Origin of the sequence: Humibacillus xanthopallidus, assembly GCF_006717145.1 — a bacterium.
Taxonomy (GTDB): Bacteria; Actinomycetota; Actinomycetes; order Actinomycetales; family Dermatophilaceae; genus Humibacillus; species Humibacillus xanthopallidus.
In genome coordinates this window covers 1152882-1175685 of the sequence record NZ_VFQF01000002.1, presented here as the reverse complement: position 1 = coordinate 1175685, position 22804 = coordinate 1152882, and the positions used below count along the sequence as shown (strand labels likewise).

Sequence of the window (22804 nt, the reverse complement as noted above, 5' to 3'; positions counted from 1 at the left end):
CCGAACCGGAATCTAGGTGTAGAGATCAGGCCTTAGGATTGCGCGGTCTTCACCGACCGACGGCTCGGCCAACAGTCCTCCACCCGGCGACCCGTCGACGAGAGAGAGCTCCATCAGGGCTTCCGGCAAGAATTCGTTGCGCGTGGTGGGGCCGCTGAGCTCACACCGACCATCCACACCGCAGACGACGTGCACGACCTCGTCGAATGCATGTTGAAGCACAGTGGACGCCGAGTCGATCTGAGCAGCCCATTCGGCGATGTGACCCTCCACGACGGCTCCAGGCTGCACGTCGTCATTCCCGACATCAGCCGCACCCACTGGCACGAGACCATTCGTGCTCATGATCGATCTTGGGACTACCCGCAGATCTCAGCCGCTATAGACACCCGCTGGGGCCTCAAGCTTGCCGGGCGGTCCACCCCCCTACGCTCGGCTCATGACGGGATCGGAAGTCAACGCAGCGGCAGGCACCTCATGGTGGTAGGTGCCGCTGGTGAACGCCCTAGCGGGCTCTTCGCATTTGAGCGGGGCGCCTGGTAGTTGATGGGGCTCGTGGCCCCGACATGCTGTTGGTCTCTCACAACGCGACAACAGCGAGGCCACGAGCATGAACGAGGGTACGTCAGTGCTGCTCGGGCTGGAGGACGAGTTCGCCGTCCTGCAGCTCGAACGAATCGACCCGCACACGGTGATGATCGTCATTGAGGTGGTCGACCGGGAGGGCGCCTGCCCGGGCTGCGGAGTGCTCACCTCGAGGGTCAAGGAACGGCCGCTGGTGCGGGTCAAGGACCTGCCCGCCTCCGGCCAGCGGACCGAGCTGTGGTGGCTCAAGCGGCGCCTGGTCTGCCGCGAAACGCGCTGCGGGACAGTCACGTTCACGCAGCAGTCCCGCGCTGTGCCCGCACGGTCGCGGCTCACGAGCAGGCTGCGGGAGAAGATCGGCTCGGCGATCGCGTCGGGCAACCGTGCGGTCAGCGAGGTCGCGGGCGAGTACGGCGTGGCGTGGGCGACCGCGCACCGGGCACTCATCGCACTGGCGGCGCGGTGGCTGCCGGAACCGGAACCGACCCGGGTCCTCGGGATCGACGAGACCCGCGCCCGCTCGGTGCGCTGGGTCCTTCAAGACGCTGGTTGGAAGCGGTCGGACCTGTGGATGACCTCCTTCGTCAACGCCGACCCGACCGCCCCCGGGCGCCTGCTCGGCCTGACCCCGGGACGCTCCGGGGCGTGCGTGATCGAGTGGCTCGCGCTGCAGTCGTCGGCGTTCCGGGCCGGGGTCGAGCTGGTCGTGATCGACCCGTCCGCGCCGTACGCCTCCGGGATCCGCACCGCACTGCCGGACGCGCGGATCGCGGTCGACAAGTGGCACCTGGTGGCCCTCGCGAACCTGATGGTCACCCAGGTCAGGCAACGGATCACCCGGCAGCTGCACGGCCGACGCGGCATCGCCACCGACAAGGTGTGGGCTTCGCGGCAGCTGCTGCTGACCGGGTACGAGCACCTCTCACCCAGGCAGCGAGCCCGGTTCACCGCGGCCCTCGCTGCGGAGGACCCGACCAACGAGATCGGTGCCGCGCACGCCGTCAAGGAACGCCTCCGGCTGCTGCTGGCCGAGTCTGAGCCGAACCTGATCCGGCGCCGGCTGTACGACTTCTACGACGCCGCGGCCCGCGCCGACATGGAGGAGACCACCCGGCTGGCGACCACGATCGAGACGTGGTGGCCGGCGGTGCTCGTCGCGCTCACCGAGGACGTCACCAACGCCCGGACCGAAGGGTTCAACCGGATCATCAAGCAGACCAAGCGTGTCGGATGCGGCTTCACCAACATGGACAACTACCGACGGCGCATCATGGTCCACATCGCCCTCACCCGAGGGCAGAGACACGCGGCATGAAATCAGCACCCGCCCCGCTCAAATGCGGAGAGCGCCCTAGCGGGCATCGTGGTTGGGGTTCTACTGAAGTCCCTCTTCGACTTTGTTCAGGAGCGGCGCCGCAACCAGCGTGAGGACCGCGTTCGCTTTCTTCAGGACCAGCGGGATGCTTACGTCCGAGCGCTCATGGTCATCGACAGCATCGTCGAGCTGTCGGAAGCCAGGGAAGAAGTTTCCCAGATCGTCGGGTCTGGGTTCGACGGAGACCACCCGGAGGCCGGGTACGTGCGCGACCGCCTCGCCGAAATGGAGGAGCAGTCCAAGGTGGCCCGGCGCGACCTGTCCCATGCGGAAGCTGAGATTTACCTCCTTGCACCCGAGGATATCTTCGAGCAGTCGAGCGGTTGGGGGGAGACGGACCTACGGAGAGGGCCGCAAACCGTGATGCGTTCGTGGCAGCGTGTCGGCGGGATCTGGGCTCGAAACCGGCGCTGCGCGTGCCTCGGCTGCTCCGCTCCTGAGGATCTGGGGGTTGGGAAGTTGTTGCGCTCTCCGGGGAGCGTGTTGGCGGCGAGATCAGTCCACGGCGCCAACTTCCAATACCATCCCCTCAACGAAGGGGGACGAATGGCTGGGAAAATCTCAGTAGCCAGGGTCGGTGATAAGTATGCCTTCGCGCTGCGTGATCGACGCGGCGTGATCCTTATGAGGAGCCGAGTGTACGGCTCTTTGGACGAGGCTCTGCGAGACGCAGAGGAAGTTCGTTCAGTAACCAGCGAGCCTGGTTCAGAGGTGGCGCTCGAGACGCTCGTCCCGGATTCGCCCGGCATGGCCGCCGAGTCTGGCGCCCCCGTCGGGGCTCAGAAGAGGCCCTCGGGGCCGTTCGCAGTCCGACTCAAATTTGTAGGGACGCCGGAGGCCCCGATGGACTACAAATCAGGTCTCCCTCTATCAGTTCTCGACAATTTGATGTCTGACCTCAACGAGCTGTTCAAGGCCGCCAGCATCGTCGTGGCCATGGATCACAGCCGCGAACTTCCTCAGCAAGGCGACTACTCGTCTGGCCTTGAGTTGGCAGCGCCACCCCGAGTACGTCTTCGGGCCGGCTCTACGTGGCTCCATTTGTTGACGGAGTACGGGACGGAGACCAGCAAGGTTCTGGGCATCGTTGTGGCGCTGCTCAAGGGCCCAGGAGCTCTCGCGGCGCTGCCAGGGAAGACCAAGGCTGCTTGGTACAACTCTCAGGCCGACGCCACTGAAGCAAAGGAACGCGCCGAGCGCGCCGCCGAACGGGTGCGATTGCGAAATGGACTTGAGCGCGTGCTCGCACCGGCCCCCGAGGAGTTCGAGTCGCTGCCTCAGTTTCCTGCGAGTCGCTCGGGAGCCGACGACTCGGCAGCCCCTCCAGGCAGGTAGCCAGTCGGTGCCGCGTCCTTGCCGAGGGTCCGTTGCGTCCACACTGCCAACGAGCGTTGGACGGCCGTGCACCAGACCAAGCCGCCGTCACTGGCGGCTCCAGACCCCAGCGCAAGCGGGGCCTTCAGTCATTGAGCTCAGAGAGTCCAGGCCGAGCCTTGCCAAGCCGCTTCTCGTTGGATGCCGTTGAATGGATGTTCCTGATCCATGCCTTACAGAATCGCCCTTCGGGAGCATGCCCTGCTGGCGCAACTTCCGTAGGAGCTCGTCGCTCGTCAGCGAGTTGTGGAAGCATGCGAGTCGTGCCAAGGACGATCACACGGTGGGGTGTCGGAGAGTGGTTCGGGACTGACCTCCTGGCCATGGAGCCCACCCAATTCCTGCGTGTAGCCGATCTCGCCCTGCAGGCGGCTTCGGACGCCCGACAACAGTGCCCCTTCGCCGCTGCCATCGTCCCTGGTGCACGGTGCTCGAAGAGGGGTGGTGTCTGCTCGCTGCACCCAGTCGAGCAAGTTGACGGTCAGGCCTCGGTCTCCAACGACCTCGTGGCTGCCTGCCCGAACCGCTTCCTGGAGAACGGCGACCTGCTTCGTTGGGCGGCCGAGGTGATGCTTGGCAACCCTAGGGCAACTGCGGTACGCGAAACCCCGATTCTGAGGCGGGCCGGCTTGGCACTTGATGGGGACTCAGGAAGCGCGGGGCGTATCGACTGGCTTCTGGTGGATGACGCACCCCAAGGACGCCGACTAGCAGCACTTGAGACACAGAGTCTGTACTTCTCTGGACACAACATGGTCGACGACTTCGAGAGGTATCGAGTCGCGGAAGACGTGCTGATGCCGGCGAAGCCTAGACGACCGGACTATCGCTCTGGCGGACCAAAGCGTCTGGCGCCCCAGCTGAGCCTCAAGGTCCCTCTACTTCGCAACTGGGGAATCAAGACGGCCGTACTTGTCGACCGCTACTTCTTCGAGCAGATGTCAAGACTTGCGACAACAAGTGGGCGCACAGACCGCGATAAGTTGGCTGCCAGTGATGTCGTCTGGCTGGTTGCAGAGTTTGCAGGCAATTCCCTCGGCCGGGGCGAGGTTCACTACGCAAGCCTCGCAGCGTCGATTACTGCCCTCGATGCAGCTGAACCGATGTCGATGGACGGCTTCTTTGACTCTCTGGACCAGACTCTCCAGGCGGCCTCACCGACGAAGGTCATCCCCCTGTAGATCACCTGAACCGCGGCGTCCAAGAGTGTTCTGAAGACGCAAGAACTAGCTACGCTGTCCCTATGCACCAGGTAGACGGTTCGGTGATTCGCGAGCGTTGGGTGGCCTTGGTCGAGGCCCAAGGGCCGAGCACCAGCGAGGACCTTCTTCGCGCGCTACGGTCCGATGGACTGCTACCAAAGGGCGAAGACTACAAGGGCTGGATCAGGAACATCCATTCTGCGGCCGTCCGAGACCCGCGTCTCATCAAGACGAAGCCCGGAACGTTTGGACTGGCAGGCAAGGACGAGGCCTAGCTCAAAGCGCCGCCCGGATCGCGTCGCGATAGCAGTCCTGTGGGGGCATGACTCCCGGCCCGGCGAAGGCCTGCGCAACCTGACCGATGTTGGTCGTGTAGACGTGCTCCTGCTTAAGCGGAACTGACAATCCGGGAGCCGTCCCGGCGCTGAGGTCAAGGTCGTAGGACATAAAAGTGATGCTGCTGGACTGAAGCGGATAGGGGAGGAGACCGCCCGACCCGCCTAGTCGGTCCATGATGCGTCCGTATACCGGTGAAGGGACGACGAAGAACAGGCCCTTTTGGCACAGCGACTCCCTTTGGAGCACGTTGCCTTTATAGATCACCTGGGGAAGGATGCGCTTGCTGACGTTCTCCCAGTTGAAGCCCGCCGTGGTCCGCTCAATATGGCGCGTTTGTGCAAGCAATGCAGTGCGCCCGTTTCGGTAGTTGCCGGTAGTGTCGATCGACTGGACCTCGATGGCGACGAACTCTGCAAGGTTGCCCTGCGCGTCGAGCCGCGCCAAGATCCAGTCTACGAAGTAGGACCCCCGACCTTGCCTCTGTGGGAGGCGCAGTTCCCCGCCCCAGCGCTTACCAAAAACTGCGATTACCTCATGCCCAGTGTGACGCGCTTCAGATGCAGCGGCGCCCCCCGGGTGCAAGGCGAGTCCAGGGGTGAAGGCCATGTCAGCTACATCTCGGAGAACTCGATAGTCGTCGGCGTACAGACGCACCGGACAGCAGATTACTGGGGTGCTCGTGACTGGTTTGAGCGTGCAAACACCGGCGATCAGCCCGTCACTCAGCGTCTTCTCGCACCTGTCCTGGAGGAACGGACACTGCCCGCGCTGCGCGTGGTCTACTGCGACGGCGGAGTTGTCAGACGCCCTGAAACCAAAGAACTCATACACGTCCGTCGCCACTAGGTCCTCGCCCCATCTACGTCGCTATGTCGAGAGCCGATCCTTCCACACTCAAGACGGACCTGATGGAATTTCCAACGGCGCGCCCCAGCATCGGCGGCACGGCGTTACCTACCTGCTCGAACTGAGCGACTCGCGACCCCGTGAAGATGTACCTATCCGGGAAGGACTGGATCCTGGCGGCCTCCCGGACCGTGAACGCTCGATCTTGGCTGTAATGGAAGTAAGCCCCCCAGTGGGGATCGCACTTTGTCAGGATCGTCGACGAAAGGCCATCGGGATTGGCCCTGCCGTAGCGCTTAGTGTGATCCGTTCTGCGGGCACGTTGCATCCCCGCAGGTAGAAGGTCATGTGGAATGTTAGTCCAGTTGCCGCCGGGTGGGATGTGGCGGAGGCGCTCGAGGTTCACCCGCGAGAGTGAGATCGCCTCGTGGTTGTGGACACCATCGGACCCGATTCGGAGATCGGCCTGATACGTGTTCTGGGGCGCCTCCGGGTACTCCTTGATCTCTGCGCCCGGCTCCCCGTTCTTGAGTCCCGGCAGATCACCAATGGCGTCGCGGACCGTCGTGTGGCCTCGCAGATTAGTAACGGTGGGAAGCACGACAAGGTTTCTGTTCCCAAGCTTCGAAGTGAAGTTCACCCGATGTGGCGCTTCGTGGCGCGGCTCCGGGAAGGCAGCAAGCGCATCACCGCCATCTCTGAGGCCAATCACCAGCGTGCGCCACCGAGTCTGGGGGACGCCGTAGTGAGGTGCATAAAGAATGCGGACGTCGGACGAGTAACCAAGCAGTTCTAGCGACTCCAGAATCGCGTGGAGCGTCGCGCCATTCCCGAAGCTCACCAGGCCGGGAACGTTCTCGATAAGAACAGCCCGCGGTCGGAACTCCTCGACGAACCGCAAGTAGTCACGAAAGAGGTGGTTGCGCCGGTCTTCGGCGCTCCTAGTCGGCGCGTTGATGCTGAATCCCTGGCACGGAGGGCCGCCCGCAACCAGGTCCAGCTCGCCTCGGGCAAGACCAAGCTTCTCCCGCACGCCTGCCGGCTCCACCTCCCTGATGTCGCTGGCATCAACCAGCGTTCCCGGATGGTTCAGGGCGAAAGTTGCGGCGTACTGCGGGATGACCTCGTTCGCGTAGAGCGATCGGAAGCCCGCCTCGCGCAACCCCTCCGACAAGCCGCCGGCGCCGGCAAACAGGTCGATGCAGGTGAGCTCTGGTCCGGTCCTCTTAGCCACGGGGTGATCCTTCCATGATGGCGTGGCGCTCGACGACATCCCCGCCGGCGTGTTGCGAACAACTGTTCGGCCGGGGGTCTGGTCGGAGTCAGCGCTGCTTCCGCAAAGCCACTGAGGCACATCAGATGGGCCCAGACTCTGATGAGGCGTCGCCGAGAGCCATGATCTCTGCAGCCAGTCTGACGGCATCCCTACGAACCTGGCACTCCCAAGCGCGGACCACCGTCCAACCGAGCTCCTCGGCGAGCAAGGTCGACTGACGATCACGTTCAGCGTTCCGCTGCATCTTCTGCTCCCAGAGGTCCGCGTTAGGACCAGTCCAAGGCTTGCGCCGGCCGTGCTCGGGACAGCCATGCCAAAAGCAGCCGTCCACGAACACCGCGACCTTGCGGCCGGGCAGCACGAAGTCAGGTGTGCATCCCTTGGCCAAACGCCGGTGAAGCCGGAAACGGCCCCCTGCAGCGTGGACCGCCTGGCGCAGCTCGACCTCAGGAGCCGTGCTCTTCGCACGTCGACCCGCCAGGTGAGCCCCCGCTGTCGTCGACACCCACTCCCGCGCCATAGTCCCAACCTACGAGGCTCGGCCCGGGAGTACTGCAGCGAAGTACTGCAACGCTGTAACCGACGAACGCGGCCAGGTGCTCCCACACGTGTCGGCGAGGGCGTGAACGACGAGCACCGACAACCACGCTCCGAGTTTGCAAGCAGGGGCGACTGCCCATGAGGCCACGGCTGGGGAGGTCGATGCTCACCCCGGCGAACGCATTCACGGGACCGTCCGCAACCACTCCTGCATGCACCCAGGGTGCACTCATGCGGGTGACACACGGGTTGTTGCCGGCACGTGGAGGCAGCAGGTGGAAGCGAATCTCCGCCGGCCGGCCCCGGGAAGACGATGCTCCGGCTAGCACCGCACCGGCCTGCTCCATATCGCCACTCCTGCAATGAAGGACTACAACGCGACCCCCCGCGAGCGACTCCAACTGCCCTGATGGCCTGGTCCCTGCAGGCGAGCGACCCTAGGCGCATGGCTCCGCTCCCAGTGAGAAGGCACGGGATGAGCCATCGGTTAGCCATGTGCCCAACCCGTGCCCATCCCAGGTGCACGTACCGCAGCTCCCTGGGCCTTCTGATCGACTTGAAGGCTCATTTGCTGAGCCAGCCGTGCCTCGATCAGGCGGAGCCTGTCCCGGCCATCGGCTTGCCCGACGGCAGCTCCGACGGGCGTGATCGCGGTGTCGAGGTGGATGCCGAGGCGTTCAGTGTGGTGCATGCGGGCAAGAAGCGGACGCCACAAGTCGGCGTTCTTGGCGGACTCGATCTCGCCGGGCGTCACCCCTGCGACGAGGAGCAGGTTGGTGTACCGGCGTTCGCGTGCCACAACATAGGCTGCGGCTCCTTCAGCAACAAACCGGGCGGGGTTGTCGGCATTCGTGAATTCGTCGTGGCGGGTCTCGGTGGCGGACTTGTCGGCGCCGGAGCAAGCGAGGACACGCGTGAGGACGTCGAGCGGCGGCACCTCGAGCGGCTGCTCGTGGGCGGTCTCGCTGTCGGGGTCATACCTAGTGTCGATGTAGAGCCGGTTGCTCTCGCGGCCACGGGTGGCCATCACGTAGAGCGGCTCGCGGACCGTGGTCGCAGTGACGAACGCGTGCGCCGTGTCCACCGTCCGGCCCTGCGCGCGGTGCGCCGTGGTGGCGTAGCCGAGTTCGACGTGCTCCCGCACATACGAGGCCGGCAGGAGGGCCACTCCCCCACCGACAGGACGCCGGACCAGCACCGACCCGTCGTCGCGGATGGCGGTGACGATCCACTGGTCGCCGTTCTTGACCCAGGCTCCGGACGCGGCGAGGGTGCGCTGATTCAGCCGGGTGACCACGACGTCGCCGATCCCCAGGGTGGACCCGTCCTCTACCAGCACCCCGTGAGCGGTGACGTCTCCGGTGGCCACACGGTCTGCTCGGGCTCGGGCATTGAGGTCAGCCACGGTCTGCGCGTCGGCAGCCATCATCAGCGACCGGCGCCCTGCCCTGGTGTCTGCGCGCCAGGCCTCGAAGAGGACGTCGAGCATCGACTCCCTGGCCCCGCCCTCGACCCGTCCCCGGGCAACGTACGCCGCGGCCGTGGACGGACGCCCGGAGCGCAGTCCGAGGGACGCTTCGCGTTCCCACTCGTGCCGGAACCGCCGCACGTCCAGCAGCTCCGGGGTGTCGTCTCGGTCCGTCGCCAGGAGCTTGAACGCTCCCCCTGCCGACACCGGGGAGAGCTGGGCCCAGTCGCCCACAAGGAGCACCTTCGCGCCGGCGGTGCGGGCGTGCGCCGTGAGCGAGTCGAGCTCGAAGGTGCCGGCCATCGAGGCCTCGTCGACGATGACCAGCTGCCCCGCACGGAGCCGCCACCGGTCAATATCTGCGGCGATCGTCCGGGATCGGGACAGGAGCGCTCGGGTGCGTAACGATGGGCTTGCCCGGTCCAATTTCGCCGATAGCTGGTCGAGCTCGGCGCGCCGAGCGGCTTGAAGGGACGCTTCCGCAAGCCATTTCGCGGTGTTCTCGGTCGGCACCCCGACCGCGTCGGCGAGAACCTCCGCCGCAGCCGCTGACGGCGCCAACCCGACGACCGACCCCGGCCCATGGCGGGCCTCCCAGGCCGCGCGGACGCCGGCCATCGCTGTCGACTTGCCCGTCCCTGCCGGTCCGACGAGGACGTCGAGGACGCGCCCGGAGGTCAGCACCCGGCACACGGCATCGGCTTGGTCCGTCGACAGCGGGTGCTCGCGGCCCGGCACGTCCTGCGCCACCGCAGCGACGACCATCCCCACGGGCACGGCAGGCCCATCAGTGGTCCGCCCGGCTGCGAGGAGCCGCCCCTCCGCCTCGAGCAACTCGGCCGTCGTGAAGAGCTTCGAATCGCGGGCGCGGAACCTGGAAGACCCGTCCGGGCGACGCAACGCGTCGGGAACGACACCGGCGTCGGGCGGGGTCAGCTGCAGCGACATGCCCAGCGCCAGGTCCGACACGCGCTCGGCGACGGTCACCCGCTCGGCTGGGGCGGCGAACCGCACCCCGGCGATCTGGCGCAGCACCTCGGCGAACACATTGGCCCTGGTGAAGGTGGCGCGCTTGCCCGAGACCACCGTCACCGCCGCCAGCGCTGCATCGGCCAGGATCCCCTCGGACAGGTCCGCGGCATGCAGCAGCGGCAGGTCATTGCGGTTCGTCAGGGACGCTACCCACGCCTCCGGTTCCTGTCCCAAGTACGGGACGGCCCGCTTCCGCCACCCGGCGACGAGCTCGGACAGGCGGTGCTGATGCTTGTCCGGGCGGGTCGCTAACGTCGCCTGCTGTCGCAGCTGGAGCACCTCGCGGGCAGTCGGCTGCCGCCCGTGCGATGCCACGAACTGCTCGACGAGGACGTCCTTGGCGGCCTCGATCTCGGTGCTGCGCTGCGAGAACTCGGACCGCAGCGCCTCCGCGACCCCGGTGACCTCCCACTTCTCCACTCCCGAATGGCGCCGGGCCTCCGGCGCCCACCCGTACCCCAGGTCGGCCGTCACCAGGTCGGAGAGGACGCCGTTGTATAGCTCCGACAGCCCGACCGCGGACCGGAACAATGCCTTGCTGTCCAAGGTGCGCCAGCCTCCGTCGGACACGGCCTGCACACGGTTGAGCACCACGACGTGGGTGTGCAGCTGCGGGTCCCCGGCGCGGGAGTCCCAGTGCTCAAACGCGGCCGCGACCACCCCGCGCACGTCGTCCGAGACGACGCCGCCGCGACCGGTTCGGGTGGCGAACACCCGCTCCTCCGCGTAGCCGATCACGAACTCCAACGCCGCCTGGTGCGCGGCGCGGACCCGGGCCCGGGTCGGCTCGTCGGCGAGCGCCCACGCCACCGACACCGACTTCGGCACGGAGAAGGTCAGGTCGAACCCGGCCACCGTCATGGGCGCCTTCCGCGCCCGACCGAGCCCGTCGACGTAGGCCGTCCGGCTGACGCCCGGGGGCCGTCCCAGCGGTGCGCCGGTGGCCGGGTCCTGCAACATGCCGAGCATCCGCCACAGCTGCTCCTCGTTCACGACCGAGCCGGGAGCGACGCCATTGGCGGCATCCAGGCCGGCCAAGCCGCGCCCCAGGAACCGGCCGCGCGGTGTACCCACCTGCGTGTAGTAGTCGGTCAACGGCGATGCCGTCCGGCCATCGGCGTCGCCGCGTACGACCGAGGCCATCAGGTACCGGTACCCGGAGCCCAGCGTCATCCGGCGGATCGACATCGTCACACCCTGAACAACCCGCGCCGGGGGGCACCACCCGGCGGACCTCACATCGGTGCCAGACGTGTGGAGCGAGAATGAGGGCGTGCACCAGGGGGCCGAACTTGAGAGACGGGTCCGCGTGTGCGGGGGGTGTCGGCTGCAGCCAGCCGGCCGCGACGTGGAGATGGTCAGGGGCGGTTGGCGGGTGTCAGGAACGTTGAGGAGACCCAGGCCTGGACAGTGGCCGGGTCGGGTCCGTCGAGGACGACGTACACCACGAGCGCAGACCACTCCGCCGAGCCCGGCTCTTGTCGCCATTGGACGACGACACCCGGCCAGGGCCCTGGGTGCTCATTCGGCCCTTGCACCCAGCAGTGCCGTGTCGGTGCATCTCGTCGACGGATCCCCCCCGTTGCCAGCGGCCGGTCACGCAACGGCACGCCGCGTTCCTTGCCCATGCCGCCAGCCATGGTTCATTGTGCCCGATGCATCGAACAGCTGTTCGATGCGCTTGTTTCGAGGAGTCGGACTAACGCACCTACCAGGCCGGCCACACCGGCCTCGATTGACGGCGTCGGCCTCAGACGGCCTGGCCGCCCTTCACGGCTGCGTCGAAAGCTGCGACGACGCCCTGCGGGATCCGCCCGCGCGCGGGTACGGAGCGCCCATTGCTGTGGGCCCAGGCGCGGATCTCGGCGTTGCGGGAAGCGCCAGCCGTTGCGACCGTCTGCCGGGTGCGTGCCGGCCGGCCGGATGTACGGGCACGGGCGGTCCAGTGCCCCAGGCTCGCGCGGAGCGCTTTCGCGTTCTTCTCGGACAGGTCGATCTCGTAGGACCTGCCGTCGAGGCCAAAGCTGACTGTCTCTGCCGCCTCAGTGCCATCAATGTCGTCGACCAAAGTAGTGATCATCTTGTGGGCCATGGGGAAATGCTAGGGGCGCAGCTCGGCCGTCCTGATACGCCGATAGGAGAGAAACGGCGCAAATGAGCAAGCCTGACCACCAAATCCCTTGAGCCAAGACGGCTCCTGGAAGTCAGCCCGGCAGGGTCCGCGTCAGGGACATAAGGGACCGTGACCTTGTGATCATGGCTGTTGTCTACGCAGTCGTGTTCACGAAATAACTTCAAGGGCTAGAGCGAGCCCCACGCAATGTCAGCGTGCCCAGAACCCGGGGATGATGGCTCCGGACGCTCGGCTTGGAGGAGGTTGCAGCCGCATGGGTGGAGTTCGGCTCGTGCGGAAGTCGGATGCTGGACGTGGTCAGCAGGGACGACACCGCGACGGCCTGCGAGTCCTCCGGGTGTTCTCCACCGATCGAGGGGCGAATCCGCATCCGCCCGCGGCACGTGCCGCACGGGAAGGGGCCGCTGCGGCTGGCCGGTACAAGATCCCTTGGCGGTGTCTCGAGTTGCCGGGTCCACGAGGCTGCTCAGCTAGTCGCTGTCGGGGATCCTTGGGCCCGCTCACGATTGACCACACGGTTGCGGCAGCTGGTCGGGGCGGATGTCGCCGAAGGCTTCTCCTGCGTACTGGCCGCGGCAGGGCAACGGGGTGTACAGGCCGGTCGCGCACGTCGCGTTCGGCGAGCACGGCGGCCCCCGGAGCCGGAGCTTTTCGGTTGACGAAGCCGCCAACCGCGTCGAGTCCCCCTGGCGCCAAGATGCACATCTTGGCAGGGACAAGCGCGAGCCACGCAGCTGGTGACTGGTGCCGGGGCCCGCTGATCGGGTGACGGGCATTTGCTCGGCGCGCCTTGGCGATACGCATCTTCCGCCATGGGACCGTGTGCGTCCTAGCCAGGCGTCACGGACTTCACCCAGCCCGTTCGAGAGCCACCAACCTCGATGCAGGCACCGCACCTCAGCTTGGGTCGACCGGAGGCGCAGGGTGCTGTTCCGCGAGCAGCCCCGGTGTGGGCGGAGCGTGCGAGTGTGAAGATGGGCATAGAAAGCGGGCAGGAGCGCCGGGGTCCGGCACTAACAGGGTGGAATGAGCACGAGTAGGCAAGCCCCGGCCGAGTTGGGGTACAACGAATGGCAGCGCCTCCTTGCGGAGGTGTTCTTCAGCAGGCCCGGAACTCCAGTCGTTTTCTTCGCTGCGGACGATGAGTTGGAGCGCGTGGCGCCTGAAGTGCCGGGGTCAGGCGCAGCCGAGAGCTTGGCGCATGCTGTCCTCTCGTTTGTCCGCCTTACCGATGGCGGCAACATGTTTGCCAGCCTGCGGGGTCTACGGGCGGCCTGGCGTAGCCACCCCACGGGCCCCCCACCCACCTTGCCGGTGCTCGCCCTAACCGTCCTGGCCGCGACCCGCATGCGCCGGGACACCCAAGCGTCCGCTGCCAACTACTACCTGCGGATGGCCCAGGCCCTCCTGCCCGGCGGTGACGCTGGCGAGGTGGAGACGGCGCGGTTCAGCATGCTCCACGCGTTCGAGCGCGACGTCGTGCCGATGTGGCGGGAGCTGCACGACTGGATGTGCCGCAGCGACGGTGAGTTCGGCATCTCTACCGTCCGCAGCCACCCGCACTGGACGAACATCGGCTACCCACTGAGCCAGGCTCTCGTGCGCGCCTCGGACAAGGCCTTGCTGACGCGCTTCTTCGCTGCCATCGGGGTCGCCGACCGTGGCGTTCCTGCCGAGGCAGCGCTTCTCAGCTACCTGCGGCTGTGGGCGGTCCGTCACCAGACCCTGAGTGACACGCTGCGCACCGCGCTGGAGGACGAGTCGCTCTCCGCGATGCTAGCCCCGATCATCGCGGGCCTGGCTGCCTCGTGGGACGGGCATGTCGTCACGCCGGAAGGACGCCGCCACCTCGACGTGCGGCTTGTGCTGGACCTGGACGACTGGCAGGGACAGTGGGTCCTCGCGGGTGCCATGCAGCCAGCAGGAATGGCCCTCTCGGGGCGTGTCGGGGGCCGGGAGTGCAGTACACCGGTCAAGCCCCCCGCGTTCGGCCAGTACGCAACCCTCGCCGGCGCCCCGGTGCCAACTGGGGCCGCGGTCGAGGAAGGGTTCCGTTTGCATGGTGACGGCGTCACCGCCGAGTTCCACGCTTCCCGGCTCGTCGCCCTGCGGCAGGATGCCGAGGCGGGTGGATGGGTCTCAGGCGATGGTGTTGAGCCGTACAGCGAGCTCCTGCTCGGCGTGCACCCGGAACTGGCCGCCACGGTGCGGGCGGCCTTGGACCAAGCGGCTGATGACGGCTGGCGGATCCTGCAGCAGCCACCGGGTGAACCGCTGCTCGAGGGCTTCGTCATCTTCCGCAAGGTTCGTTTCTCAGACCGGGACAAGCTGAACGAAGCGCTGGCCGTCCTTCCTGGGCACATGAAGCGGGCCCTGCGCCCGGTGGTCACTGCCCGGCCCCGGCTCGGCTTCGGCCTACCTTTGGTCCGCTCAGTGGCCCAGGGCTGCTACCTGGCTGGCGGCGAGCCGGATCTGCTTCTGCCTGTGGCTGAGGAGCCCCGGCAGGTGATTGCCGTCCTCGACGGGGTCAGTCAGGAGTTCAAGGCCTCAGGGTTCCCGATTCCGCTGTCGGTCCTGTCCGGCATCGAGCCCGGCGAGCATCGCATCGAGGCTGACGGGGAGTCACTGCGCTTCACAGTCCTTCGCCGCAGCCCGGCTGAGGGCCCGGCGGCCGGGACCGGGAGCCTGTCCTGGAAGGCAGACTCTGGGATGTTGGCTGCCAGCCCGAGCCCGGCAGGCATCTGCGGAGCGAACGCGCCGGAGTGCACCGGGGACACCGAGCCCCTCCTTGTGCGGCGCGGTGCATCCGAATCGTGGTGGCTGCACCGCGACGGGACTTGCACCCAGGCCCCCGAGCCTGCCCCCGCGCCCGTGCTTGCGAGCGTGGGCCTCCAGAGCATGTTCTACGAGACCGACCGGCCGGAGTCGGCAGCGTGGCTGGTCCAGAAGCGCCGCCTGGGCTGGGGGCCACCCATCCTGCTGCGCCGGCTCGCGCCTGAGTTCCGGCGGATCACCCCCGAGGCGAGCCGGGTGTGGGCGCAGCTCACAGGCCCGGCGGCCCCGGCACCCGGCGACGCTGAGGCGGGCCTGTGGGCCCTGTACGCACGCGCGTGGAGGCTGGCACATGAGCGGTGAGCTGCTGCTTGCCTGGATGAGCGAGACCGGCGACGGGTCGATCCGGGACCTCAGAGCCCGGGCTGAATGGCTCGGCCAGACCCGCGGGCGCAGTCTGACTAGGAAGGCCTTCGGCCTGTGGATGCGTGACCTGAGCGCACTCGGCCACGCCGAGGTGGACTGGATCGGCGGCAGGTGGAGCGTTGCCTCGCCCGCGGTCGTCCGGCTCCCGTGCGGGGACGGCGTCGCTGTGCTCGCCGGCGCCCGCCGCCCCGGGCTGGTGGACGCACTGGCAGGGACGGACGTGTACGTCGCGCAGATGGCGGATGAGGATGACGGCTGCGCGCTGCGCTTGCCGGCCCCGGTCTTCATCCAGTTCGACTCCCCCGCGGAGCTACGCGACGCCGCTGCCGCCAGTGGAGTCGCCTACGCCGGCTGCTTCGCGCGCCGCGGCGCAGCGGCGCTTCGCTCCATCGCGATGGGCGACCTGACCGCGCCTCCAGCAGCGCACAATGACACGCTCGAGCGCCGCATCGGCCCCCGCCCTAACGATTGGGCGAAGCACTCAGCAATGGCCCTCGAGTTCCCGGACGGGCTCTACTCCTTCGAGGCAAACGGCCGGCGCGAGCACCGGACCGTCCGCGGCGGCTCCTGGTACCGCATCGCTCTGGCGGAAGGCACCTTCCTTGAGCTGGCCCGCACCCGGACCTCCTGCCTGTCCTGGCGGCCGGAGGAGGGATCCGGGCGCGGCGAAGTCGGCACGGTCTTCGTCGACTTCGGCGCCCCGCTGCCTGCTCTTCAGGCCCGTGTCCTAACGCTGTGCTCTGGCCTCCCCCCGCGGGTGAGCGAGAAGGCGGAGAACCTGGCCTACCGCAATGTCCCGCGCGCTGTTGCCCGAGCGGTGGCTGCGTCCCTACTCCAAGAGATCGAGGAAGCAACCCATGGATATGCTTGAAGCGACGACGCCGCGAGTCCTCGACCCCAGCGGGACGTTCGAGCGTCTCCGCGACGTCTACTTCCGGTACTACAACACCCCGTTCGGCCTGGCGGACGTCCGGCTGCAGGATGAGCGCATGGCCCTGCTCAACCGCGACGGCGGTGCTTGGCGCGAGCCGCTACTCGAGCTGCGCCCGGAGTACGCCACCGCCGCCCGGGATCTCGCAAGTTCCGTTGCAACGGCTGGCGCACCCCTTGAGCTGGCTGACTTCGCCGAATGCGGCCTGCTACCACCCGGCCGCCCGCTTTACACGCACCAGGAGCAGGCGCTCGCCACCGGTATGCAGCGCGGGCGCCATCCCGTCATCACGGCGGGGACCGGGTCGGGCAAGACGGAGTCGTTCCTTCTGCCGGTCCTCGCCAGCCTGCTGGAGGAGTCACAGGAATGGGGAGGCACCCCCGCGCGGACCGGATCAGCGTGGTGGCGTGCGGATGGCGCCGACTTCGTCTCCCAACGTGCCGGTGAGTCGGGCCGTCCGCAGGCCGTCCGCGCCCTGGTGCTCTACCCCATGAACGCGCTCGTGGACGACCAGCTGACCAGACTGCGCAAGGCGCTGGACAGTGACGCAGCCCGGGAGTGGCTCAACCGGAACCGGCGTGGGCACCGCTTCTACTTCGGCCGCTACACCGGCGCTACACCGGTCACGGGAGGCCGGAGCAACTTCCGAGCGGTGCGCGAGCTCCGGCGTTACTTGTTGGCGACGGAGACCCGGGGTGCCCAGGCGCGAGAGCTCGCCGGTGAGCAGGGCATGGAGGACGCGCGGTTCTTCGTGCCCCGCCTCGACGGCGCGGAGATGCGCTCCCGGTGGGACATGGCCGACGCGCCCCCTGACGTGCTCATCACCAACTACTCGATGCTGAACGTGATGCTGCTGCGCGAGCGCGACGGCCACTTCTTCGACTCGACACGCCAGTGGCTCGGGGCCGACCGCAACAAGCGGCGCTTCACACTGGTGGTCGACGAGCTGCACATGTACCGCGGCACCTCTGGCACAGAAATCAGCTACCTCATCCGTTCGCTGAAATCCCGGCTCGGGCTCACCGACCATCCCGAACAACTGCGGATCCTCGCCGCCTCGGCCTCGCTGGATCCCGCCCGCGACCGCGGGTACCTGCAAGACTTCTTCGGCGCCGACAGCTCCAGCTTCGACTTCATCCCCGGCGAGACGCTCATGCCGGCTTCCGCACCGGTAGCCGCAGCCCTAGATGTGGCAGCCATGGCTGACCCCGGCTCGCCGGCCACCGAGGCCGCAGCGCGGGCGCGCACCGCCGGGCTGACCGACACCATCCGGCGCGCCTTCCTGAACGGGCCGGCAACCTCGGCCAAGACCCTTGCCGAGGTGGCCAGTGCCACCTTCCCGGCAGCCTCGACAGCGGACGAGGCACGGCTGGCCCTCGAGCGTGTGCTCAGAGGCATCGCCGAGGAGCCGACCGCCGGCGACCCGAGGCTGAGGGCGCACATGTTCTTCCGCAACGTGCCCGGGGTGTGGGCGTGCACGGACCCGTCCTGCCCGAACATCCCGGACGGGACCTACGACGGCAGGACGGTCGGGCGGCTGTTCTCCGAGCCGGCGACCCGGTGCGAGCCGAACTGCGGCAGCCGGGTCCTCGAGCTGCACTACTGCCAGAACTGCGGCGACGTGTTCCTAGGCGGCTTCGTCACTGCGGGTCTCACCCAAGCGTTCCCGCCTGAGGGCGTCGCTCTGCTTGCTGACGTGCCGGACCTGGCCAAGCTGCCTGACCAGGTGCAGCTGGAACGCCGCGCATGGAACTACCTCGTGTACTGGCCGCGTCCCGTTGAGTCGCTGACGGAACTCGACAGCACGGACTGGGATGCGGGGAATGAGGGGGTGGATTACGCCTTCCGCCCGAGCGTTCTGGATCCTGGGCGCGGCTGGCTCCGGCGCGCGAGGGGCAAGCACACCGGCTGGGCGTTCCACGTCACCTCTCCTCGGGTCAAGGACGGGTTCCAGCAGGACCCTCAGACCTTGGAGCCTTTCCCGACGAAGTGCCCTGCATGCGGCGACGACTGGGAGATCAAGTACGGCGAAGGCGCACGCCGCCTGCGCCTCCCCGACTCCGGCCGTCAGCGGTCCCCCATCCGCGGCATGCGGACCGGTTTCGAGAAGATCAACCAGGTGCTAACGACCGAGCTTGCGGCAGACCTCCCCGACCGCGAGCGCAAGATGATCGTTTTCACCGACAGCCGCCAGGACGCGGCCAAGCTCTCCTCCGGTCTCGGCCTCCGGCACTACCAGGACCTGCTGCGCCTCCTCCTCTTCGAGCGCCTCACCCGGCATGAGGACTCGGCCCGCGACGTCGAGCTCGCTGAAGCGCACGTGCGTCGGCAAGTCCGGACGGGTGAGAGCTGGGCAGCCGTCGCGCGGCTCCGCGAGAAGGATCCCGCCACCTGGAGTTCGCTGCAGTCGCTGTGGGAGGGGGAGCCGAACCGCGACCCCGCGGACGAGCCGGTCCTGGTCGCCAGGCTGTGCCGGGCACCGACCCTCAAGGCCCTGACCGCGGACCTATCCGCGGAGCTGCTGTCGATGGGTGTGAACCCAGGCGGTCCCCATGCCTCCCTGAATGATCACCCGTCGGGTCACTGGGGCGCCCTGTACGACTGGAGCACCACCCCGCCCCGGCCGCGGGCAGACCTGGACGATGCTGAGCGGGGCCTCCTCGAGAGGATCACCGCGTCGCTGTTCAGTGAGCTGCTGCAGGGCCTGTTCTCGGGAGCTGGGCGCGACTTCGAGTCGCTGGGGCTGGGCTGGCTTGCGCTCGCGACTGACGACAAGCCCGCCGACGCCATCCCAGATGACGCACTCGGGCATGTGAGGGCTGCTTTGCGCGCGCTCGCCGACCAGCGGCGCTTCCGCGGCAACCGGGAGGGGCGCGACGAGCCGACACCACGGCTAAAGGAGCTCTGGCGGCGCATCCACGAGCACGGCGGCCCCGAGCCGCAAGAACTGCGCGCGCTCGTGGCGGCCGGCAGCGGCAGCGCCATCGTCCAGTACGTCATCGACCCTGAGCAGGTGTGCATCAGGCCCAGCACCGGCCGCGCCTGGGTCTGCGCCTCCTGCAAGCGCCAGCACCTGAACCGGGTAGGCGGTTACTGCACCAAGTGCGCGCGTCAGCTGCCTGCCGAGTCAGTGCCCGTGCAGCACGGCGAGGACTACTACGCGTGGAAGGCGGTCACCGGGGCCGGGCGCTTCCGCATGGTGTGCGCGGAGCTGACAGGGCAGACAGACCGAGTCGATGCGCAGGCCCGGCAGGCACGCTTCCAGGGCGTGTTCATCGACGGGGAGAACCCGAGAGCGGCGGCGGTGGACCTGCTGTCCGTGACCACAACCATGGAGGCGGGCGTCGACATCGGGGCGCTCTCGGTCGTAGTCCTGGGCAATATGCCTCCCACCAGGTTCAACTACCAGCAGCGGGTCGGACGCGCAGGACGGCGCGACAACCCGGTCGCAGTTGCCCTCACCGTCTGCCGCGGCCGGAGCCATGACGAGTACTACTTCGACAACCCGGCGGCAATCACGAACGATCCGACGCCTGCCCCCTACCTGACACCCGACAGGGATCAGATCTTCCTGCGCTGTTTGCGGGCTGAGGTGCTGCGCTTGGCGATGAGCGACATCTCTGCTGAAGCCTTTCGCGCCGGCCTGAAGATCGACTTCACGTCGAACGTCCACGGCGCGTTCGGCCGGACCGACGAGTGGACACGCCTGCGCAAGCCGCTCGAGGCGTGGCTCAGCGTCCACAGCGACGAGGTGCTGAACGCTGCCAGGCACCTCGCTGACCGGACACCACTCGCCGGGTCAGCAGACACACTGGGGCGCCTCACCCTCGATGAGCTCGTCGATAAGGTCGAGCAGGCGGCGACCAGCCCCACGGGGCATGAGGACCTGAGCCAGCGCCTGGCGGAGCATGGCGTGCTCCCCATGTTTGGCTTCCCGACCAGTGTCAGGTACCTGCACCTGTCCCGCCCAAAGCGCAACTACCCGTGGCCGCCTGCGAACACGATCGATCGTGACCTCGCGATGGCTGTCGGCTCGTTCGCGCCGCTGAGCGAGGTCGTCCGGGACGGGAGCGTCTACCCGGCGGTGGGCATCGCGTCCTTCCGGCCAGGAGGAGATGAGCCAGTCGCTGAAGCAGACCCCCTCGGCCCTGCCCGGCAGATCGCGATCTGCCGAGCCTGCTCGTACCTCGGCGAGGGCGAGCATGCCGACGGCAATACCTGCCCCCGCTGCGGCTCCGGGCCCTCCCATTACAGCGGCATGACCCTGCGGGAGCCGCTCGGCTTCCGGGCGGGCAAGAAGCGCGACTTCGACGGCAACTTCGCGTGGACGGCAAGAGCCATGGCTGCTCGGGCTCTCCCCGACCTCCACCTGCTGGACCGTCAGGATGTTGCGGGAACCAGGTCCGTCGCGTTCGGGGGTCCGGGCAGGCGTTTCGTCATTAATGACAACGGCGGCAACTTGTTCTCCTTCAGGCGGGCGCAGGACAGCTGGGGCGGCTACCTGTCGACGGAGGCCATCCGGCGCGAGCTGGTGTACGGGCAAGCTCGAGTCGAGGGCGACCCGGTCCTGGTCGCCCTCGGAGCCGTGCAGCCGACTGACTTCCTGTTCTTCGGCCCGCGGTCGTCGGTCCTCGCTGAGGAAGGCATCCGGCTGAACCAGGCGGCTACGTCGCTGCAGCCCTCCGGCGTGCGGGACGTGGGCGACGGTCGCCGGGGTGCGTGGTACAGCCTGGCGTTCCTGCTCCGCAGCGTGGCCGCAACGTACCTCGACGTTCAGCCGCTCGAGCTGGCTGCAGGCATCTACTCCGGTGTGGGCGCTGACGGGCAGCCAACGCAGTACGCATTCCTCGCTGACACGCTGGAGAACGGTGCCGGCTTTGCCACCCACCTTGCTGCCCGGGAGGTGCTCCCGGATCTACTCGACCGGGCGGAGCGCTACCTGAGTGACCTGGCCTTGAGCCCGCACTCTGGCGAGTGCTCCGCTTCCTGCTACAGGTGCCTGAGGGACTACGGGAACATGGCGTATCACGCGCTGCTCGACTGGCGGCTGGCGAGCGACCTGTTCGGTGTGCTCAACGGTGCGCCCCTGGAGATCGATCTCGAGCGCGAGAGGTCGGCGGTCGGCACGTGGAGCGCAAGTATGGGCGCCGAGGTCGTGGAGGGACTGCCCGCAGCCGGGGCCGTCTACGACAGCCGTTTGCACGGGCGCATCGGGATCGTCGCTAAGCATCCCCTGGAGGGGAGCGAGGAGATCCTGATGTCGGAGCGGCTCGCTGACGCGTACGCCGAGCTCGAGAACAACAGCGCAACAGACGCGGTCGTCTTCGTGGACACCTTCACGCTCGACCGTTCGCCGGGCCGGGTGCTCGAAATGATCGAGGAGGCTGGCGCTTAGCCGATGTACAACAACGCGTGGCTCTCCCCGAGCGCTGCCTGGCTGATCACGCAATGCCCGGCAGCGGCGTCCCCGTCCAGCGGCAGCGTTCCCGCTGCTGCTGGGGCGGCTGCGGACGCGGGCAGCTTGGCTCATGAGGCCGTCCGGCGCTGGATCCAGCAGGGCTTATCGCGCTCGGATCCCGCGGGCGTGGGCCTCATGGGCGCCTTCGACAAGGCTGCCGACGCGGCGGGCGTCAGAGCAGCCTCCATTGAGCGCGGCGTGCTCACGCGCGCGCGGCTACGTCGCGCGGCGCCTGCCCTCGCCGCTGCCCTCGGGAAAGCCCCTGACGAAGCCGTCGAGTGCGAGGTAACCATGGAGGACTCAGTTATCCGCCTGCGTGGGCGCGCGGATGTCGTGATCGCACATGGCGATACGGCAGTCCTCGATCTGAAGACCACCATCCACGAGGAGGCTGTCGCGTCGGTCCAGGTTCGCCAGCAGCTGCTTCTCTACGCGCACCTGTTCCAGGTGCGGTATGGCGAGCTGCCCCGGCGGCTGGAAATCGTCAGTTTGGCCCGAGGGCGGATCGCTGTGCCCTTCACCGCAGACGACATTGCTGGGGCGCTGCGCGGGCTCGCGAACGCGCGACGAGATGCCGGCGGCCCCGCAACGCCTTCTCTGACGGCGTGCCGGTTTTGCCGGAGGCGCCTTGAGTGCGGCGCTCATTGGGGGCTGAGTCCTGAGGACCGCCCCGACACGGTCACTGGGAGGATCCTGAAGCTCCGCGCGGCCGCCAACGGCTCCGTGGGGCTAATGATCGAGCCCGACGTCTGGGTCACACAGCTTCGCCCGGGGCAGGTGCCACACGGGGCGCGTCCCGGCGCCCTCGTACGGCTGATCTTTCTTCGTGGGCCCGCGTCCCCGGGCCTTGAGTGGCGCGCTACGGCGCGGACCTGGGGTGTCAGCCTGGATTGACCCTGATCACCTCAGGAGCCCGAAATGCCCGCGCCATCGTCAATCCTGAGCCCGGGATGGCTAAGGCCACGCGCGGAGCCCGACTCGGGCTTCTTCGTGGTCCGCAGGTCACTCTTTAGGTTCAGGTCTCGTCTGCCTTTCGCCATCCTCTG

At 67.6% G+C, this 22804-nt stretch carries 13 protein-coding genes; 7 read left to right on the top strand and 6 right to left on the bottom strand.

Features of this window, described 5'->3' with window-relative positions; genetic code table 11:
• Positions 1-12 precede the first annotated feature (12 nt).
• Positions 13-345, bottom strand: a complete 333-nt coding sequence (locus FHX52_RS24680; RefSeq protein ID WP_185747318.1) for a hypothetical protein — start codon at positions 343-345, stop codon at positions 13-15.
• A gap of 265 nt (positions 346-610) precedes the next feature.
• Here FHX52_RS24680 and FHX52_RS16115 point away from each other — a divergent pair, with 265 nt between their 5' ends.
• The 3 genes from FHX52_RS16115 to FHX52_RS16105 all read left to right on the top strand — a co-directional run bounded on the left by FHX52_RS16115 (position 611) and on the right by FHX52_RS16105 (position 4515).
• A complete protein-coding gene (locus FHX52_RS16115; RefSeq protein ID WP_141823328.1) occupies positions 611-1900 on the top strand; it encodes an ISL3 family transposase in 1290 nt (429 codons plus the stop codon).
• Between the two features lie 165 nt (positions 1901-2065).
• Positions 2066-3295 (top strand): hypothetical protein, encoded by a 1230-nt coding sequence (locus FHX52_RS16110; protein ID WP_141823327.1) that lies wholly within the window; start codon positions 2066-2068, stop codon positions 3293-3295.
• A gap of 302 nt (positions 3296-3597) precedes the next feature.
• Positions 3598-4515, top strand: a complete 918-nt coding sequence (locus FHX52_RS16105; protein WP_185747317.1) for a NotI family restriction endonuclease — start codon at positions 3598-3600, stop codon at positions 4513-4515.
• 297 nt (positions 4516-4812) lie between these two features.
• On the opposite strand, the gene FHX52_RS16100 is transcribed toward FHX52_RS16105, so the two are convergent.
• The 5 genes from FHX52_RS16100 to FHX52_RS16080 all read right to left on the bottom strand — a co-directional run bounded on the left by FHX52_RS16100 (position 4813) and on the right by FHX52_RS16080 (position 12129).
• The gene (locus FHX52_RS16100; RefSeq protein WP_246070174.1) at positions 4813-5706 is read right to left on the bottom strand and encodes a NotI family restriction endonuclease; all 894 of its coding nucleotides are present in this window, start codon (positions 5704-5706) and stop codon (positions 4813-4815) included.
• Between the two features lie 28 nt (positions 5707-5734).
• Complete coding sequence (locus tag FHX52_RS16095) at positions 5735-6955, bottom strand: DNA cytosine methyltransferase (protein WP_221630620.1); 1221 nt, start codon at positions 6953-6955, stop codon at positions 5735-5737.
• Between the two features lie 121 nt (positions 6956-7076).
• Positions 7077-7517 (bottom strand): very short patch repair endonuclease, encoded by a 441-nt coding sequence (locus FHX52_RS16090; RefSeq protein ID WP_141823323.1) that lies wholly within the window; start codon positions 7515-7517, stop codon positions 7077-7079.
• A 507-nt stretch (positions 7518-8024) separates the two neighbouring features.
• Positions 8025-11225, bottom strand: coding sequence for a MobF family relaxase (gene mobF, locus FHX52_RS16085; RefSeq protein ID WP_246070051.1), 3201 nt, complete (start codon positions 11223-11225; stop codon positions 8025-8027).
• Between the two features lie 562 nt (positions 11226-11787).
• A complete protein-coding gene (locus tag FHX52_RS16080; RefSeq protein ID WP_141823322.1) occupies positions 11788-12129 on the bottom strand; it encodes a histone-like nucleoid-structuring protein Lsr2 in 342 nt (113 codons plus the stop codon).
• A 1434-nt stretch (positions 12130-13563) separates the two neighbouring features.
• Here FHX52_RS16080 and FHX52_RS16075 point away from each other — a divergent pair.
• Genes FHX52_RS16075 through FHX52_RS16060 form a run of 4 tightly spaced genes read left to right on the top strand, consistent with a single transcriptional unit; the run spans position 13564 to position 22652 of the window.
• Entirely contained in the window at positions 13564-15306 is a 1743-nt protein-coding gene (locus FHX52_RS16075; RefSeq protein WP_141823321.1) for a hypothetical protein, read from the top strand.
• Complete coding sequence (locus tag FHX52_RS16070; RefSeq protein ID WP_141823320.1) at positions 15296-16240, top strand: hypothetical protein; 945 nt, start codon at positions 15296-15298, stop codon at positions 16238-16240. Before FHX52_RS16075 ends, FHX52_RS16070 begins: the two co-directional genes overlap by 11 nt.
• Positions 16227-21695: a DEAD/DEAH box helicase gene (locus tag FHX52_RS16065; RefSeq protein WP_221630619.1), complete on the top strand. Its 5469-nt coding sequence runs from the start codon at positions 16227-16229 to the stop codon at positions 21693-21695. The genes FHX52_RS16070 and FHX52_RS16065 overlap by 14 nt, the downstream gene beginning before the upstream one ends.
• A 3-nt stretch (positions 21696-21698) precedes the next feature.
• Complete coding sequence (locus FHX52_RS16060) at positions 21699-22652, top strand: PD-(D/E)XK nuclease family protein (RefSeq protein WP_141823319.1); 954 nt, start codon at positions 21699-21701, stop codon at positions 22650-22652.
• Positions 22653-22804 lie beyond the last annotated feature (152 nt).